Annotated in this window: 6 protein-coding genes and 1 pseudogene; 6 read left to right on the top strand and 1 reads right to left on the bottom strand. The window is 60.9% G+C overall.

What is annotated here, in order from left to right:
* Window positions 1–10106 (bottom strand): retention module-containing protein (locus tag CUN63_RS32130; RefSeq protein ID WP_256657695.1); only part of this gene is annotated, 10106 nt, incomplete at its 3' end.
* Between the two features lie 359 nt (window positions 10107–10465).
* Between CUN63_RS32130 and CUN63_RS11645 the strand changes: the two genes are divergently transcribed.
* From CUN63_RS11645 to CUN63_RS11620, 6 genes and pseudogenes are all read left to right on the top strand, one after another.
* Entirely contained in the window at window positions 10466–11818 is a 1353-nt protein-coding gene (locus CUN63_RS11645; protein ID WP_129439551.1) for a TolC family outer membrane protein, read from the top strand.
* A 42-nt stretch (window positions 11819–11860) separates the two neighbouring features.
* A complete protein-coding gene (locus CUN63_RS11640) occupies window positions 11861–14017 on the top strand; it encodes a type I secretion system permease/ATPase (protein WP_129439549.1) in 2157 nt (718 codons plus the stop codon).
* Entirely contained in the window at window positions 14007–15374 is a 1368-nt protein-coding gene (locus CUN63_RS11635) for an HlyD family type I secretion periplasmic adaptor subunit (RefSeq protein ID WP_129439547.1), read from the top strand. The genes CUN63_RS11640 and CUN63_RS11635 overlap by 11 nt, the downstream gene beginning before the upstream one ends.
* A 301-nt stretch (window positions 15375–15675) precedes the next feature.
* Window positions 15676–16572, top strand: coding sequence for a TauD/TfdA family dioxygenase (locus tag CUN63_RS11630; protein ID WP_129439545.1), 897 nt, complete (start codon window positions 15676–15678; stop codon window positions 16570–16572).
* A gap of 18 nt (window positions 16573–16590) precedes the next feature.
* A complete protein-coding gene (locus CUN63_RS11625) occupies window positions 16591–17616 on the top strand; it encodes an ABC transporter substrate-binding protein (RefSeq protein ID WP_129439543.1) in 1026 nt (341 codons plus the stop codon).
* A gap of 5 nt (window positions 17617–17621) precedes the next feature.
* A pseudogene (locus tag CUN63_RS11620) lies at window positions 17622–18482 on the top strand (ABC transporter ATP-binding protein).
* Window positions 18483–18489 lie beyond the last annotated feature (7 nt).

Below are 18489 nucleotides of genomic sequence, written 5' to 3'. Positions count from 1 at the left end.
GTGCTGACCGGTGTTTTGTCGGCGACCAGGTTTTCGTAGTTACCGCCGCTGACGTTGGTGATGGCGTTGGTCAGCGGCGTGTGACCGTTCAGCGCATCGTTGGGTGCGAGGGTGGTCACGGTGCCGGTGGTTTTACCGATGTCGATGGTGATGGTCTGGCCGTTGGCCAACGACACCGTCACTGGTGAACCGGTGACCGGCGCGCCGACGGTGGCGGTGTAAGTGACGGTGCCACCTTCAGCTGCCGACTCAGTGGCTTTCAGGGTCACGGTCGAGGTATCGATGGTGTCAGTGACCGCGGTCACTGCCGGAACCGTGCTNGGTACCAGGTTCTCGAAGTTGCCACCAGTGGCCGTGCTGATCGTGGCGCTGACTTTGCCGGCGTCGATATAAGCGTCGTCCTTCGGCGCATCAACCGTCGCGGTGCCGGTGGTTTTGCCGGCGTCGATGGTGATCACGGCGCCGTTGCTCAACGTCACGGTCACGGGTGTGCCGGCAGCGTTGGTCAGGGTCGCGGTGTAGACGATCGAACCACCTTCAACAACCGACTCAGTCGCGCTCAGGCTAATCGTCGTGGTGTCAGCGGTGTCAGCGGTGTCAGTCACTTTTGTGACGACGGCCGAGCTATCGGTATCCAGTTTTTCGAAGTTGCCGGCAGTGCTGTCCGCGATCGCGGCCCTGACGGGCGCCGCACCGGTGAAGACGTCATTTGGCACGGTGTACGGCGCCGAACCGCTGGACTCGCCGGCCTTGATGTTGATCACCAGACCGTTGTTCAGCGTAACGGTCATGGCGGTGTCGGCCGGGTGGCTCAACGTGGCGGTGTAGGTGATCTGACCACCTTCGCCGACGGTGCTCACATCGGCACTGAGCTTCAGTGTGGTGGTGTCGGTGGTGTCATTGACGGTGGTGGTGTGAGTGGTTGTGCTGACGTCGAGCTTTTCGAAGTTGCCGCCGCTGGTGCTGGCGATACCAACGGTGATTTTGCTGCCGTCCTTGTAGACGTCATCGGCAGGTGCGGGAATGGTAATGAAGCCCGACTTGTCGCCGGCCTTGATCACGATGCTTTCGCCGTTGCTCAACTTGACCGTCATGTCGGTGCCGGCCGCATTCGTCAGGTTGGCGGTGTAGGTGATCGTGCCGCCTTCGAACACGCTACCGCTGGCGGTCATGGTCACTTTGGTGGTGTCCACGGTATCGCTGACAGAGGTGTCCGCCGATTTGCCGTCGATTGCCAGTTTTTCGAAGTTGCCGCCCTTGGCATCATCTATCTTCACGCTCAGCGAACCGCCGCCGGCGAGGGCATCGTTCGGCGTAACAAAGTTCACGCTCGCGCTGCTCGATCCAACCGGGATGGTGATGGTCTGGCCGTTGGATAAGGTCACGACCACTGGCGAATCGGTCACTGGCGCGGTGACGGATGCGGTGTAAACCACGGTGCCGCCTTCGGTCACAGTGCCGTTGGCCGTCAGGCTGACTGTCGACGTGTTGAGTGTGTCAGTCACTTCCGTGACCGCAGCTGCCGGATTGGTGACCAGGCTTTCGAAGTCGCCACCGCTGGCGTCCTTGATGGTCGCTTCGACTTTGCGGGCGTCTTTGTACACGTCGTCTTTCGGTGCATCGACAGTGACGGAGCCGCTGGTAGCATCGGCCGCGATGGTGATCACTGCGCCGTTGCTCAACGTGACGGTCACCGGAGTCCCGGCAGCATTGGTCAGGGTCGCGGTGTAGACGATTGAACCGCCTTCGGCGACTGAGTTGCTGGCACTCAGAGTCAGGTTGGTCGTGTCGACTGTGTCAGTCACGATGGTGCTGACCGGGGTTTTGTCGGCGACCAGGTTTTCGTAGTTGCCGCCGCTGACGCTGGTAATGGCGTTGGTCAGCGGAGTGTGACCGTTCAACGCATCGTTAGGTGCGAGGGTGGTTACGGTGCCGGTGGTTTTACCGATGTCGATGGTGATGGTCTGGCCGTTGGCCAAAGACACGGTGACCGGGCTGCCAGTGACTGCGGTGCCAACAGTGGCGGTGTAGGTGACGGTGCCACCTTCAGCGGCCGACTCAGTGGCTTTCAGGGTCACGGTCGAGGTATCGATGGTATCAGTGACGCTGGTCACTGCCGGAACCGTGCTTGGTACCAGGTTCTCGAAGTTGCCACCGGTCGCCGTGCTGATCATGGCGCTGACTTTGCCAGCGTCGATATAAGCATCGTCCTTCGGCGCATCGACGGTCGCGGTGCCGGTGGTTTTACCGGCATCGATGGTGATCACGGCGCCGTTGCTCAGCGTGACGGTGACCGGAGTGCCGGCAGCATTGGTCAGGGTCGCGGTGTAGACGATCGAACCGCCTTCGGCGACCGAGTTGCTGGCGCTCAGCGACAGGTTGGTGGTGTCGACTGTGTCAGTGACAGAAGTCGAAACCGGTGTTTTGTCGGCGACCAGGTTTTCGTAGTTGCCGCCGCTGACGTTGGTGATGGCGTTGGTCAGCGGCGTGTGACCGTTCAACGCATCGTTAGGTGCGAGGGTGGTCACGGTGCCGGTGGTTTTACCGATATCGATGGTGATCGTTTGGCCATTGGCCAACGACACCGTCACTGGCGAACCGGTGACCGGCGCGCCAACAGTGGCGGTGTAGGTGACGGCGCCCCCTTCAGCGGCCGACTCAGTGGCTTTCAGGGTCACGGTCGAAGTATCGATGGTGTCAGTGACGCTGGTCACTGCCGGAATCGTGCTTGGTACCAGGTTCTCGAAGTTGCCACCAGTGGCCGTGCTGATCGTGGCGCTGACTTTGCCGGCGTCGATATAAGCGTCGTCCTTCGGCGCATCAACCGTCGCGGTGCCGGTGGTTTTGCCGGCGTCGATGGTGATCACGGCGCCGTTGCTCAACGTCACGGTCACGGGTGTGCCGGCAGCGTTGGTCAGGGTCGCGGTGTAGACGATCGAACCGCCTTCGGCGACTGAGTTGCTCGCACTCAGCGACAGGTTTGTGGTGTCCGCAGAATCAGTGACCGAGGTGTCCGCCGACTTGGCGTCGATTGCCAGCTTCTCGTAATTACCGCCCTTGGCATCATCTATCTTGACGCTCAGCGAACCGCCGCCAGCCAAGGCATCGTTCGGCGCAACAAAGTTCACGCTACCGCTGCTCGATCCGACTGGAATGGTGATGCTCTGGCCATTGGACAAGGTCACAACCACCGGCGAACCGGTCACTGGCGCGGTGACGGACGCGGTGTAAACCACGGTCCCGCCTTCAGCCACAGTGCTGTTGGCCGTCAGACTGACCGTCGACGTGTTGATCGTGTCAGTCACCTCGGTCACTGCCGGGGCAGTACTCGGAACCAGGTTTTCGAAGTTGCCGCCGCTGGCGTCCTTGATGGTCGCTTCGATTTTGCCGGCGTCTTTATAGACGTCGTCTTTCGGTGCGGCCACGCTGACATGGCCGGACACCGCATCCTTGAGGATGGTGATGGTCGCGCCGTTGCTCAGCTTCACGGTCATGTCGCTGCCGGCGGCATGGGACAGCGTCGCGGTGTAGACGATCTGCCCACCTTCCTGAACCGAGCCTGTAGCGCTCAAGGTCAGGCTGGTGGTGTCGGCGGTGTCGGTGACTTTGGTGACGACGGGCGAGCGATCGGTGTCCAGCTTTTCGAAGTTGCCGCCGGTGGTTTCCTTGATCGCGGTACTGACGTCCGCTGCGCCGGTATAGACGTTATTCGGTACGGTATAAGGCGCGGAGCCGCTGGACTCGCCCGCTTTGATGTTGATCACCAGACCGTTGTTCAGGGTCACGGTCATCGCCGTGTCGGTTGGATGGTTCAGGGTCGCGGTGTAGGTAATCTGACCACCTTCGCCGACGGTGCTAACGTCTGCGCTGAGCTTCAGCGTGGTGGTGTCGACGGTGTCTTTGACGGTGGTGGTGTGAGTGGTTGTGCTGACGTCGAGCTTTTCGAAGTTGCCGCCGCTGGTGCTGGCGATACCAACGGTGATTTTGCTGCCGTCCTTGTAGACGTCATCGGCAGGTGCGGGAATGGTAATGAAGCCCGACTTGTCGCCGGCCTTGATCACGATGCTTTCGCCGTTGCTCAACTTGACCGTCATGTCGGTGCCGGCCGCATTCGTCAGGTTGGCGGTGTAGGTGATCGTGCCGCCTTCGAACACGCTGCCGCTGGCGGTCATCGACACCTTGGTGGTGTCCAGCGTGTCGCTGATGGCGGTCGAGGTCGGGGTCTTGTCGGCGACCAGGTGCTCGTAGTTGCCGCCGGCCACATCCTTGATGGCGTTGGTCAGCGGCTCGTGGCCGACCAGTGCATCGTTCGGGGCTTTTACGGTGATCGAAGCGGTGCTTTGACCGACCGGGATGGTGATTTTTTCACCGCTGGCCAGCATGACGACCACGTCCTTGCCGGTGACCGGTGAGGTCACGGACGCGGTGTACACCACGTTGCCGCCTTCAGCGGTGGCGGGCGTTGCGGTCAGACTGACCGTCGACGTATTGATCGTGTCAGTCACTTGTGTGACCGCCGCTGCCGGGCTGGTGACCAGGTTTTCGAAGTTACCGCCGCTGGCGTCCTTGATGGTCGCTTCGACTTTGCCCGCGTCTTTGTAGACGTCGTCTTTCGGTGCATCGACAGTGACAGTGCCACTGGTGGCGCCAGCCGCGATGTTGATCACGGCGCCGTTGCTCAATGTCACGGTGACCGGAGTCCCGGCAGCGTGGGTCAGGTTCGCCGTGTAAACGATCGAACCACCTTCGGCGACCGAGTGGGTAGCGGTCAGGCTCACGGTGGTGGTGTCGGCGGTGTCTGTAATCGAGGTGTTTGCCGACTTGCCGTCGACATCCAGCTTCTCGTAATTGCCGCCCTTGACGTCGTTGATTTTGACGCTTAGGGAACCGCCGCCAGCCAAGGCATCGTTCGGTGCGGTGAAATTCACGCTAGCGCTGCTGGCGCCGACCGGAATGGTGATGGTCTGGCCGTTGGACAAGGTCACAACAACCGGCGAGCTGGTCACTGGCGCGGTGACGGACGCGGTGTAAACCACCGTGCCGCCTTCAGCGACGGAGGATGTCGCGGTCAGACTGACCGTCGACGTATTGATCGTGTCAGTCACTTGCGTGACCGCCGGTGCCGGGCTGGTAACCAGGTTTTCGAAGTTGCCGCCGCTGGCGTCCTTGATCGTGGCTGCGACTTTGCCGGCATCTTTGTAGACGTCATCGGCTGGCGCCTTGACGGTCACGGAGCCGACCGTCGCACCCGCCGCGATGGTAATCACTGCGCCGTTCGACAGGTTCACGGTGACCGGGGTGCCGGCAGCGTGAGTCAGCGTCGCGGAGTAAACAATCGAACCGCCTTCAGCCACGGAATCGGAAGCGGTCAAGCTAACTGTGGTGGTGTCTTTGACGTCGGTCACCGAGGTAACCGCCGGGGTTTGATTCGCCACCAGGTTTTCGTAGTTGCCCCCGGTGGTGCCGTCGATTTTTACGCTCAGCGAACCGCCGCCAGCCAGGGCGTCGTTCGGTGCGGTGAAGTGCACGCTGGCGCTGCTCGATCCGACCGGAATGGTAATGCTCTGGCCGTTGGACAAAGTCACGACAACCGGCGAACCGGTCACTGGTGCGTTGACCGAAGCGGTGTACACCACGGTGCCGCCTTCAGCCACAGTGCTGTTGGCCGTCAGACTGACTGTCGACGTATTGAGGGTGTCGGTCACGTCGGTAACCGCTGGCGTCTTGTCGGCCACCAGGTTCTCGAAGTTGCCGCCGGCAGTCTTGGTGATGCTGGCTTCGACTTTGCCGGCGTCTTTGTAGACGTCATCCTTCGGTGCGGCGAAGTTCACCGAACCGGTGGTGGCGCCCTTGGCAATGTGGATCATCGCGCCGTTGTTCAACGTCACGGTCATGGCGGAGCCAGCGGCATTGGTCAGGGTCGCGGTGTAGACGATCGAACCGCCCTCGGCGACCGAGCCGGTGGCGCTCAGGCTCAGGCCGGTGGTGTCTGCCGAATCGGTGACGGTGGTAACCGCCGGCGAATGGTCGGTGACGACTTTTTCGAAGTTGCCGCCGCTCTGGCTGGCAATCGTAGCCTGGACTTTGCCGCCATCGATATACGGAGTGTTAGCCGGTGCGGCGAAGTTCACCGAACCGGTGGTGGCACCGGCGGCGATGTTGATCACGGCGCCGTTGCTCAACTTCACGGTCATGGCCGTGTCTGTCGGGTTGCTCAGGGTGGCGGTGTAGGTGATCTGGCCACCTTCGCTGACCGTGTGGCTGGCCGACAGCGACAGGGACGTGGAGTCGACCGTGTCTTTGACGGTGGTGGTCACTGACGCTTTGCTGATGTCGAGTTTTTCGAAGTTGCCACCGCTGGCATCCGTCATTGTCACAGCGAGCTTGCCGGCATCCTTGTAGACGTCGTCGCTTGGCGCCGCGATGGTGACCGAACCGGTGGTTTTGCCGGCGTCGATGGTGATGGTCTCGCCGTTGCTCAGCTTGACGGTTACCGGCGTTTGCGCGGCGTTGGTGAGGGTCGCGGTGTAGGTGATGTGCGAGCCTTCGAGCACCGACTTTTCAGCGCTGAGGGTCAGGTGTGTGGTGTTGGTGGTGTCCGCCACGTTGGTCACGGCCGGGGTCGGGCTGGTGACCAGGTTTTCAAAGTTGCCGCCAGCGGCGTCCTTGATGGTGACTTCCAGTTTGCCGGCGTCCTTGTAGACGTCGTCTTTCGGCGCATCGACTTTCACAGTGCCAGTGGTTTTACCGGCATCGATGGTGATGGTCGCTCCGTTGCTCAACGTCACGGTAACCGGGCTGCCGGCCGCGTGGGTCAGGGTGGCGGTGTAGGTGATCTGGCCGCCTTCTTTGACATTGCCAGTGGCGCTCAGCGACAGGGTGGTGGAGTCGACGGTGTCGGTCACACTGGTGCTGACCGGGGTTTTATCGGCGACCAGGTTTTCGTAGTTGCCGCCGCTGACTTTGGTGATCGAGTTGGTCACCGGCGCGTGGCCGCTGAGCACATCGTTCGAGACCACGGCATTGACTGTGCCGCTGCTTTGGCCAATGCCAATGGTGATGGTCTGACCGTTGGACAAGGTCACCACCACCGGCGAACCGGTGACCGGTGCGCCGACCGAGGCGGTGTAAACCACGGTGCCGCCCTCGGCCACTCTGCTGGTGGCGGTCAGGGTGACGGTCGAGGTGTCGAGGGTATCGGTGACGGTGGTGACGGCCGCAGCCGGGCTTTTGACCAGGTTCTCGAAGTTGCCGCCGGTGGCCGTGCTGATCGTGGCGCTGACCTTGCCGGCGTCAATGTAGGCATCGTCTTTCGGCGCGTCGACGGTGACGGAACCGCTGGTAGCGTTGGCGGCGATGGTGATCACTGCGCCGTTGCTCAGGGTCACAGTCACTGGCGTGCCGGCAGCGTTGGTCAGTGTTGCGGTGTAAACGATGGAGCCGCCTTCAGCAATCGAATCGGTAGCCGTAAGGCTCAGTGTGGTGGTGTCAGCCGTATCGGTAATCGAGGTGTCCGCAGGCTTGCCGTCGACTTCCAGCTTTTCGAAGTTGCCGCCCTTGGCGTCGTCGATTTTGACGCTCAGCGAACCGCCGCCGGCCAAAGCATCGTTCGGCGCAACAAAGTTCACGCTGGCGCTGCTCGAGCCGACCGGAATGGTGATGGTCTGGCCGTTGGAAAGGGTCACGACGACCGGCGAACCAGTGACTTCAGCAGACACGGACGCGGTGTAAACCACGGTGCCGCCTTCGGCCACAGAGCCGTTGGCGGTCAGGCTGACCGTCGAAATGTTGATTGTGTCAGTCACCTCAGTGACTGCCGCCGCCGGGCTGGTCACCAGGTTCTCGAAGTTGCCGCCGGTAGCGGTGGTAATCGTGGCGCTGACTTTGCCGGCGTCGATGTAGGCATCGTCTTTCGGCGCGTCGACGGTGACGGAACCGCTGGTAGCGTTGGCGGCGATGGTGATCACTGCGCCGTTGCTCAGGGTCACAGTGACCGGAGTGCCGGCCGCGTGGGTCAGGTTCGCGGTGTAAACGATCGAACCGCCCTCGGCCACTACGGTGGACGCCGACAGGCTCAGGCCGGTGTCATCCTTGGAGTCAGTGATAGTGGTCAGCGCCGGCTCGGTGCTCGGGGTCAGCTGCTCGAAATTGCCGCCGGTGGTTCCCGTGATGGTGGTGCTGACGGTGCTGCCATTGTTGTAGACGTCATTGGCTGCGGTATCGACGGTCACGCTGCCGGTGGTCTTGCCCGCTTCGATGGTGATGACCGAGCCATTGCTCAAAGTCACGGTCATCGGCGTGCCGGCCGGGTTGGTCAGGGTGGCGGTGTAGGTGATCTGACCGCCTTCGACGACGGTGCCGGTGGCGGTGAGGCTCAGGCCGGTATTGTCTTTCGAGTCGGTAATGGTGGTCAGCGCCGGCTCGGTGCTCGGGGTCAACTGCTCGAAATTGCCGCCGGTGGTTCCCGTGATGGTGGTGCTGACGATGCTGCCATTGTTGTAGACGTCATTGGCTGCGGTATCGACGGTCACGCTGCCGGTGGTCTTGCCCGCTTCGATGGTGATGACCGAGCCATTGCTCAAAGTCACGGTCATCGGCGTGCCGGCCGGGTTGGTCAGGGTGGCGGTGTAGGTGATCTGACCGCCTTCGACGACGGTGCCGGTGGCGGTGAGGCTCAGGCCGGTGTTGTCTTTCGAGTCGGTAATGGTGGTCAGCGCCGGCTCGGTGCTCGGGGTCAGCTGCTCGAAATTGCCACCGGTGGTCCCGGTGATGGTGGTGCTGACGGTGCTGCCGTTCTGATAAACGTCATTGGCCGGGGTGTCGACGTTCACGGAGCCGGTGGTTTTGCCGGCTTCGATGGTGATGGTCGAGCCGTTGGACAGGGTGACAGTGACCGGCGTTTGAGCAGGATTGGTCAGGGTCGCGGTGTAGGTGATCTGGCCGCCTTCGGTGACTGTAGATCCCGCCGTCAGTGTGACGGTGGTGGTGTCCGGCGAGTCGGTAATGGTGGTCACGGCCGGAGCCGGGTTTGGCACCAGGTTCTCGAAGTTGCCGCCGGTGGCGCCAGTGATCGTGGTGCTAACGGTGCTGCCGTTCTGATAAACGTCATTGGCCGGGGTGTCGACGTTCACGGAGCCGGTGGTTTTGCCAGCGTCGATGGTGATGATCGAGCCGTTGGACAACGTGATGGTGACCGGCGTCTGCGCCGGGTTGGTCAATGTCGCGGTGTAAGTGATCTGGCCGCCTTCGGTAACGTTGGCGCCAGCGGTCAAGGTGACCGTGGTGGTATCGACGGTGTCAGTGACCTGGGTCACGGCCGGGGTTGTCGGCGGGGTGACGATGATGCCGCTGCCGCCCGTGGTGCCGGTGACGGACACGTTGATTTGGGTCGGGTCGCTATAGACAGTGTCGTTCGGCGCGAGCGGGACGTTGACGGTACCGGTCAACTGGCCGGCCTGGATCACAATTACCGAGCCATTGGACAGGGTAATGGTCAGGTCGGTCAGCGGAGCCTGGGTCAACGTGGCGGTGTAAACCAGCACGCCACCGGCCTCGGTGATGGTCGGCGTGGCGCTCAAGGTCAGGGTCGACTCGCGCTGCACGTTGGCGCTGGTATCGGCAGTCTGGCCGCCGATGGTGTTCTGTGCAGCCAACGCGGCAGTGCCGATGCCCGCAGTCGGGAAACCAATGGTCGGGTCGACCCGGCCAGCGGTTGCATCCAGCAACACGAAGCTGTGGCCGCCACCCGCCGCGCCGCCTGTGCCGGCAGCTGTCGGACCGGCCGCGGTGGCTTCAAGATTGGTGGTCGGGTCGGCACCGGCAACGATGGCTTGCTGCAGCTCTTCAACCGATGGCGCGGCTTGTGCAGTGGCTTGTGCCAGGTCAGTGCTGGAATCCGGGTCGCTGCCGCTCCATTGAGTGTCGCGGCCCAGGTCCAGGGTCCGGCCGTCAGCCAGTTCGAGCGTAATGGCGCCAGCCGCACCGGTGTCTACCTGATCGCCGACAAACAACCGATCGCCTTCAACGAGTACGCGGCGCACGCCCTCTGGGGACACAGCGAAAACCTGACCGACAATGCTTTTGACGATGGCCACAACACTGCTCATTGAAGACTCTCCGGGTGTCACATTCAGTAGACTTCCATGGACCTGAGAGCGGTTGATCGCGCTCAGTCTGGATGTACTTTCAAGGTATTAGAGGCACAACTTTGACGCGGTTATTCGTCAACAAATTGGCTATATTTTTTCGCTATAAACTTTATGCCAAACTATTGACCTTGCGCATGTCATCCTAAACAATCGCTCCCGTAATGTCACATTGATATTTCGGTGCCGACCTGCCGCGCAGAGTGTGACGCAGTTCCAAAATTCAACTTTCCGACAAGCGGTAATTCCGGTTGTCATCATCCGATGCAGCGGCACGTTCTGCAGTGATTCAAGACAAGCAATTCCGGGAAACTCCAATAATGCGTTTGCACCTGCTCAAGGCTTTACCTTTCGCCGTAGCCGCCAGTTTTGTTCAGGCGCAGACCCTTCCGGAGGCCATGCAACAGGCACTGGATGTCCATCCGGAAATCCAGGCAGGCGTTAACAGTCGATTGGCCGCGGATTATCAGTTAAAGGCAGCGAAAGGGGGATACCTCCCACGGGTCGATCTGCTGGGCGGTTATGGTCGCGAAGGCACCGACAACGTCACCACGCGTGCCGCTGGCAACAACAATCACTGGGAAACCCTGAATCGCAGCGAATCGAGCGTGCGGTTGTCGCAAATGGTTTTTGACGGTTTTGCGACGTCGAGTGAAGTGGGGCGTCAACAAGCCACTGTTAATTCCCGCGCCTACTCCTTGCTGGGCACGTCCGAACGCACCGCGCTCACCGTCGCTCAGGTGTATCTCGACGTGTTGACCCGCCGCGAATTCGTACGCCTGGCAACCGAGAACCTGAAGAGCCACGAACGGATTTTCGACCAGATCAAACTGCGCACCCAGCGCGGCGTGGGCAGCGGCGCCGACCTCGATCAGGCCGAAGCGCGTATGGCTCAGGCCCGCAACAACCTGATCACCGAGCAGACCAACCTGGCTGACGCCGAGACCAACTTCCTCAGCGCCGTCGGCCAGATGCCCGATCAGTTGGAGCGTCCTGCCGATTTCATGGCGCTGTTGCCGGCCAACCTGAATGAAGCCCGGACGCAGATGCTGGAAAACAGCCCGATCTTGCGTTCCGCCGAATCTGACATCGCCGCTGCCGAGAAACAGTACGAAGCCGCCAAGTCGAGCTTCTACCCGCGCTTCGATGCCGAATTGGGTCGCACTGCCGACAACGATCTCGACGGCCAGAACGGTCACAGCAATGAATGGCAGGCCATGTTGCGCATGCGCTTCAATTTGTATGCCGGCGGCAGCAACAAGGCTGATCTGGAATCCAAGTCCTACCTGTCCACCCAGGCACTGGATATTCGCAACAACGCCTTGCGCGTATTGAACGAAGAGCTGGGTCTGGCCTGGAATGCCTTGAACAACGCCAATGCCCAAGTGCCGATCGCCCAGCAGTATGTCGATCACAGCACCAGCGTGCGCACCGCCTATCAGAAGCAGTTCGGTCTGGGCGAGCGCACGTTGCTCGACCTGCTCGACAGCGAAAACGAGCTGTTCTCGGCTTCTCGTCGCCTGGCGGAGATCAAAAACATTCAGTTATTTACTCAGTACCGAATCAAGGCGACCATGGGCGAGTTGCTCAAGAGCCAGGGAGTGGTCGCACCGTTGGCATCCGTTGTGCAGAACGACGTGAAGCCGAAGGTTCAACTGCCCGGTATGAATTGAGCAGAACCTTCATTGTTCAATTGTTAGCCAAGAGTGCCGAGCGTGGAATCAGAAGTCAGTCGAGTTCAACTCATCCATGATCCACGCGCGCTGCACGACGATCCGTTACTGGACGGCTTGCTGGCTCTCTGCACCCTGCATCAGAAACCGGCCAGCGCCGCGATGTTGACCACCGGCCTGCCGTTGCCCAAGCAGCGTCTGAGTGTTGAACTGCTACCCCGCGCGGCAGCTCGCGCCGGTCTGCAAGGGCGGGTGCTGGTACGCAAACTGGAGCAGATCCCGGCGATTGCCATGCCGGCGCTGTTGCTGCTCAAGGATGGTCGCAGTGCCGTCCTGCTGGGTTGGCTAGGTGACGACCAGGCGCGCCTGCTGCTCAGCGAAAGCGATGGCGGCGAAAGTGTCGTCAGCCGCGAACTGCTGGCCGATGACTACATCGGCAAAGTGTTCTTCGCTCAACCCCAGCACAAATTCGACGTCAATCACGGCACGCTGATCCCGCGCGCGCGCTCGTGGTTCCGCGACACCCTCAAGCGTTCGCGCTGGCTGTACGCCGACGCCATCGCCGCCAGCTTCCTGATCAACATCATTGCCATGGCCGCGCCGCTGTTCGTGATGAACGTCTACGACCGCGTCGTGCCGAACCAGGCCGAATCGACCCTGTGGGTGTTGGCCATCGGCATCACCGGGGCGTACCTGTTCGACCTGATCCTCAAGAGCCTGCGCAGCCTCTGCCTGGACCTGGCCGGGAAGAAAACCGACCTGATCATCTCGGCCACGTTGTTCGAGCGCATCGTCGGCATGGCCATGAAGTACCGCCCTGCACGGGTCGGCAGTTTTGCCCAGAACATCCATGAGTTTCAGAGCCTGCGGGACTTTCTTGCTTCGCTGACCCTCACCAGCCTGATCGACCTGCCGTTTACGCTGTTGATCTTCATGGTCATCGCGATTCTCGGCGGGCATCTGGTGTGGATTCCAGTGCTGGCGTTCCCGATTGCCCTGCTCATCGGCTATGCCTTGCAGAAGCCGCTGGTGGCGACCATGGAGCGAACCATGGCCCTGGGCGCGGAGCGGCAGTCGAGCCTGATCGAAACCCTCGCCGGCCTCGATGCAGTGAAGGTCAACAACGCCGAAAGCGAGCGCCAATATCAGTGGGAGCAGACCATCGGCACCCTCAGCCGCCTCGAGCTGCGGGTGAAAATGCTCTCCGGTCTGGCGATGAACATCACCTTGCTGATCCAGCAACTGGCCGGGGTGATCATGATCGTCTTCGGCGTGTACCAGATCATCGACGGTCACCTGAGCATGGGCGGTTTGATCGCCTGCTACATGCTCAGCGGCCGCGCTCTCAGCCCGCTGGCCTCGCTGTCTGGCCTGCTGACCCGTTACCAGCAAGCGCGGGTGACCATGACCTCGGTCGATCAGATGATGGAGCTGCCGCAAGAGCGCAACTTCGAGGAACGCCCACTGAGCCGCAAGGTGCTGCAAGGCGCCATCGAATGCCGGCAGATGAACTTCACCTACCCGAACCAACAGAACGCGGCATTGAAGAATATCAACCTGATCATCAAGCCTGGCGAGAAGATCGGCATCATCGGTCGCAGCGGCTCGGGGAAAAGCTCCCTGGCCAAACTGCTCGTAGGCCTCTACCAGCCGGACGATGGCGCCCTGTTGGTGGATGGCGTCGATATCCGTCAGATCGACGTCAGCGAATTGCGCCACAACATTGGCTACGTGGCTCAGGACATTCAGCTGCTGGCCGGCACCCTGCGCGACAACCTCGTGTCGGGCGCACGCTATGTCGAAGACGAAATGGTGCTGCAAGCGGCCGAGTTGGCCGGCGTCCACGAATTCGCCCGTCTGCACCCACAAGGTTATGAGCTGCAAGTCGGCGAGCGTGGGCAGAACCTGTCTGGCGGTCAGCGCCAGAACGTTGCCCTGGCCCGTGCGTTACTGCTCAACCCGCCGATCCTGCTGCTCGACGAACCGACCAGTGCCATGGACAACACCGGTGAAGAACGCCTAAAGCAACGCCTCGCGGCGGTGGTTGAAAACAAAACCGTGGTGCTGGTGACGCACCGGGCTTCGCTGTTGTCGCTGGTGGATCGTCTGATCGTCATCGACCGCGGGCAGGTTCTTGCCGACGGCCCGAAAGCCGCCGTGATGGAAGCGTTGAAGAAGGGGCAGATCAGTGTTGCTTAAGTCGGGTTTCAAGAATTCGATCGGCCGTTACTTCAAAGGCTCCGATTCGCTGCATGGCCAGCCACTTCCCGAGGTCAACAAAGCGCTGATCGAGGACGCCCCACGCGTGGTGCGACTGACCATCTGGGCGATCATCGGCTTCTTCGTGTTCCTGATGCTCTGGGCCAACTTCGCCGTGATCGACGAAGTCACAAAGGGCGACGGCAAAGCCATTCCGTCGTCCAAGATCCAGAAAATCCAGAACCTGGAGGGCGGCATCGTCTCCGAGTTGTACGTGACCGAAGGGCAGATCGTCGAAGCTGGCGCACCGCTGATTCGCCTGGACGACACGCGATTCGCCTCCAACGTCGGCGAAACCGAAGCCGATCGGCTGTCGATGCTGCTGCGAGTCGAACGCTTGAGCGCAGAAGTCGACGACCGTCCGCTGAACTTCCCGGCTGACGTGCTGAAGGCTGTTCCCGGTCAGGCGGCCAGCGAGGAGTCGCTGTACATCAGCCGCCGTCAGCAGCTGCACGATGAAATTGGCGGTTTGGAGGAGCAGTTGATCCAGCGTCAGCAAGAGCTGCGCGAGTTCACTTCCAAGCAGTCGCAGTACCGTAGCGGTCTCGCGTTGCAGCGTCAGGAAATCGACATGTCCGAGCCGTTGGTGGCCCAGGGCGCGGTATCGCCGGTTGAAGTGCTGCGACTCAAGCGCGCCGAGGTTGAAACCCGCGGGCAACTGGACGCTACCACTCTTGCCATTCCTCGCGCCCAATCGGCGATCAAGGAAGTGCAGCGCAAGATCGACGAGACTCGCGGCAAATTCCGCAGCGAAGCACTGACTCAACTCAATGAAGCACGCACTGACCTGAACAAGGCCCAGGCCACCGGCAAGGCGCTGGAAGACCGGGTCAGCCGGACGCTGGTGACATCGCCGGTGCGCGGCATCGTCAACAAGTTGCTGGTGAACACCATTGGCGGCGTGATCCAGCCGGGCAGCGACCTGGTGGAAATCGTGCCGCTGGACGATACCTTGCTGGTGGAAGCGAAGATTCGCCCGCAGGACATTGCGTTCCTGCATCCGGGGCAGGAAGCGACGGTGAAGTTCACGGCGTATGACTACACCATTTATGGTGGGCTGAAGGCCAAGCTTGAGCAGATCGGGGCTGACACCATCACCGACGAAGATAAGAAAACCACTTACTACATCATCAAGCTGCGCACTGATCGCAGCCACCTGGGGACGGATGAAAAGCCGTTGCTGATCATCCCGGGGATGGTGGCTTCGGTGGACATCATCACCGGCAAGAAGACCATTCTCAGCTACCTGCTCAAGCCGATTATTCGGGCGCGCGCCGAGGCGTTGCACGAGCGATAGTTCTCGGCTGGGGCTAATGGCCCCTTCGCGAGCAAGCCCGCTCCCACATTGGTTCTGTGATCAACACACATCCAATGTGGGAGCGGACTTGCTCGCGAAGAGGCCCAAAAGGCAACACACCTCAAAAGCCATATCGTTATTCGCTAACGGTATTTAAATTCACGTTCTTATACCTATAAAGTCATCCCCTGCGTACCTGCCGACCAATCGGCGCGCCGCACGACACGAACTAACACGGGACCTCCGTGAGTTTCTTGATCGACGCGCGCGCCTTTGAGCGTGCCGTGCGTGGGAGTGATTTATGTCTGCAGCAACGGCTTCCCCAAGCGCCGCGAACATCGCGCCGCAAACCTTCGACATCCGCCCGTTCAGTGGCGCTGTCGGTGTCGAAATCATCGGCCTCGACCTGTCCCGCCCGATCAATGATCAGGACTTTGCCCGCATTCACCGTGCGCACCTGGATCATCACGTCGTGGTGTTCCGCGATCAACGCATTACCCCCGAGCAGCAGATCGCTTTCAGCCGCCGTTTCGGCGTGTTGCAGATTCATGTGCTCAAGCAATTCCTGCTCGCCGGGCATCCGGAAATCCTCATCGTTTCCAACATCATCGAAAATGGCCAATCCATCGGCCTCGGCGATGCCGGCAAGTTCTGGCATTCCGACCTTTCCTATAAAGAGCTGCCAAGCCTGGGCTCGATGCTGCACGCCCAGGAGCTGCCATCCGAGGGCGGCGACACGCTCTTCGCCGACATGCATAAAGCCTGGGACAACCTGCCCGAAGCGCTGCGCAAAGCCGTCGAAGGTCGCTCGGCCGCGCACTCTTACACCGCGCGCTACAGCGAGACCAAATTCGAAGGCAACTGGCGCCCGACGCTGACGCCAGAGCAACTCGCTCAGGTCGCCGAAGTGGTTCATCCGATCGTCCGCACACACCCGGAAAACGGCCGTAAGGCGTTGTTCGTCAGTGAGGGTTTCACCACGCGCATCGTTGGTTTGCCGGAAGACGAAAGCAAGCAACTGCTCGACGAGCTCTACGCCCACAGCGTGCTGCCGCAAAACATCTACCGCCATCAATGGCAGGCCCACGACCTGGTGTTCTGGGACAACCGTTCGCTGATTCATCTCGCCGCCGGATGCCCGAGCTACCTGCGCCGCAAGTTGTATCGCACCACCATCCAGGGCGACGCGCCTTTCTGATTTTTCGGAGAAACTCTCATGTCCAAACGTCTTCCATTTGCACCGTTGGCCGCGGCCATCGGCCTGGGTTTCAGCTTGATCGCCGGCAGCCTGGTGGCGCCGACCGTGGCCCACGCCGAAGGTGAAATCCGCATCGCCGAGCAGTTCGGCATTGTTTATCTGTTGCTCAATGTGGTGCGCGATCAGAACCTGATCGAGAAGTACGGCAAGCAGGAAGGCATCGACATCAAGGTCGACTGGACCCAGCTCTCCGGTGGTGCGGCGGTCAACGATGCATTGCTCTCCGGTTCCATTGATATTGCCGGTGCGGGCGTCGGTCCGCTGCTGACCATCTGGGACCGCACCCACGGCAAGCAGAACGTCAAAGCCGTGGCTTCCCTTGGCAACTTCCCTTACTACCTGGTGAGCAACAATCCCAAGGTCAAAACCATCGCTGACTTCACCGAGAAGGACCGCATCGCGGTGCCGGCGGTCGGCGTGTCGGTGCAGTCGCGCATCCTGCAATACGCGGCCGCCAAGCAGTGGGGTGACAAGGAATTCAATCGCCTCGACAAGTACACCATCGCCGTTCCGCACCCCGACGCCACGGCGGCGCTGATTGCCGGCGGCACCGAGTTGACCGGGCACTTTTCCAACCCGCCGTTCCAGGATCAAGAGCTGGCTAACCCTAACGTCCACGTTGTGCTCAATTCCAATGACGTGCTCGGCCCGAACTCGCCGACGGTGCTGTTCGCCACCGAGAAATTCCGCGACGAGAACCCGAAAACCTATAAAGCGTTCGTCCAGGCGCTGACTGAAGCGGCCGAGTTTGCCCAGAACGATAAAGGCGCGGCGGCGGATACTTACATCCGCGTCACCAAGGCCAAAATCGACCGTGCCGCGCTGCTGAAAATCATCGATGACCCACAGTTCGAATTCAGCGTCACGCCGAAAAACACTTACCCGCTGGCCGAATTCCTCTACCGTGTCGGCGCGATCAAAAACAAACCGGACTCGTGGAAGGACTACTTCTTCCAGGACGCCAAACCGCTGCAAGGGAGCTGACCGAGATGAACGCCCCTTTGCAAGGCCACACGGTCAGCAAACCGATCGCGGCAGCCCAAGCGCTGCTGTCGGTCGACAACGTCAGCCTCGAATACCGCACGCCTCAGCGTGTGGTTCGTGCGACCCATCAGGTCAGTTTTGAAATCGATCCGGCAGACCGCTTTGTGCTGCTCGGTCCGTCCGGTTGCGGCAAATCAACGTTGCTCAAGGCGGTCGCCGGGTTCATTCAGCCCTGTGAAGGCGAGATTCGTCTTCAGGGGCAAACCGTTCATGCCCCGGGGCCGGACCGGATCGTGGTGTTCCAGGAATTCGATCAACTGCCGCCGTGGAAAACCGTCAAATAGAACGTGATGTTTCCGCTGCTGGCTTCCAGGACGCTCAAGCGCAAAGAGGCCGAGGAACGAGCGTTGCACTACCTGGACAAGGTCGGTCTGGCGGCGTTTGCCGACGCCTACCCGCATACCTTGTCCGGCGGCATGAAAGCGCGTGTGGCGATTGCTCGTGCGCTGGCCATGCAGCCGAAAATCCTCTTGATGGACGAACCCTTCGCCGCCCTGGACGCGCTGACCCGCCGCAAGATGCAGGAAGAATTGCTGCTGCTCTGGGAAGAAGTGCGCTTCACGCTGCTGTTCGTCACGCACTCCATCGAAGAAGCGCTGGTGGTGGGCAATCGAATCCTGCTGCTATCGCCGCATCCGGGGCGGGTGCGAGCCGAGGTCCACAGCCATCAATACGACTTGCACAGCCTCGGTGGCGTGGCCTTTCAGGAGTCGGCGCGGCGCATTCATCGGTTGTTGTTCGATGAAGGTCAGTCCCCGGAAGCCGAGCGTGAGCTGGATTTCTCCGACATCCGCATTGCTTATTGAGCCATTG

The organism is Pseudomonas sp. ACM7 (assembly GCF_004136015.1).
In the GTDB taxonomy this organism is placed as follows: domain Bacteria; phylum Pseudomonadota; class Gammaproteobacteria; order Pseudomonadales; family Pseudomonadaceae; genus Aquipseudomonas; species Aquipseudomonas frigoris.
The sequence above is the reverse complement of the archived record's forward strand: the minus strand, read 5'-3'. Positions and strand labels throughout refer to the sequence as shown.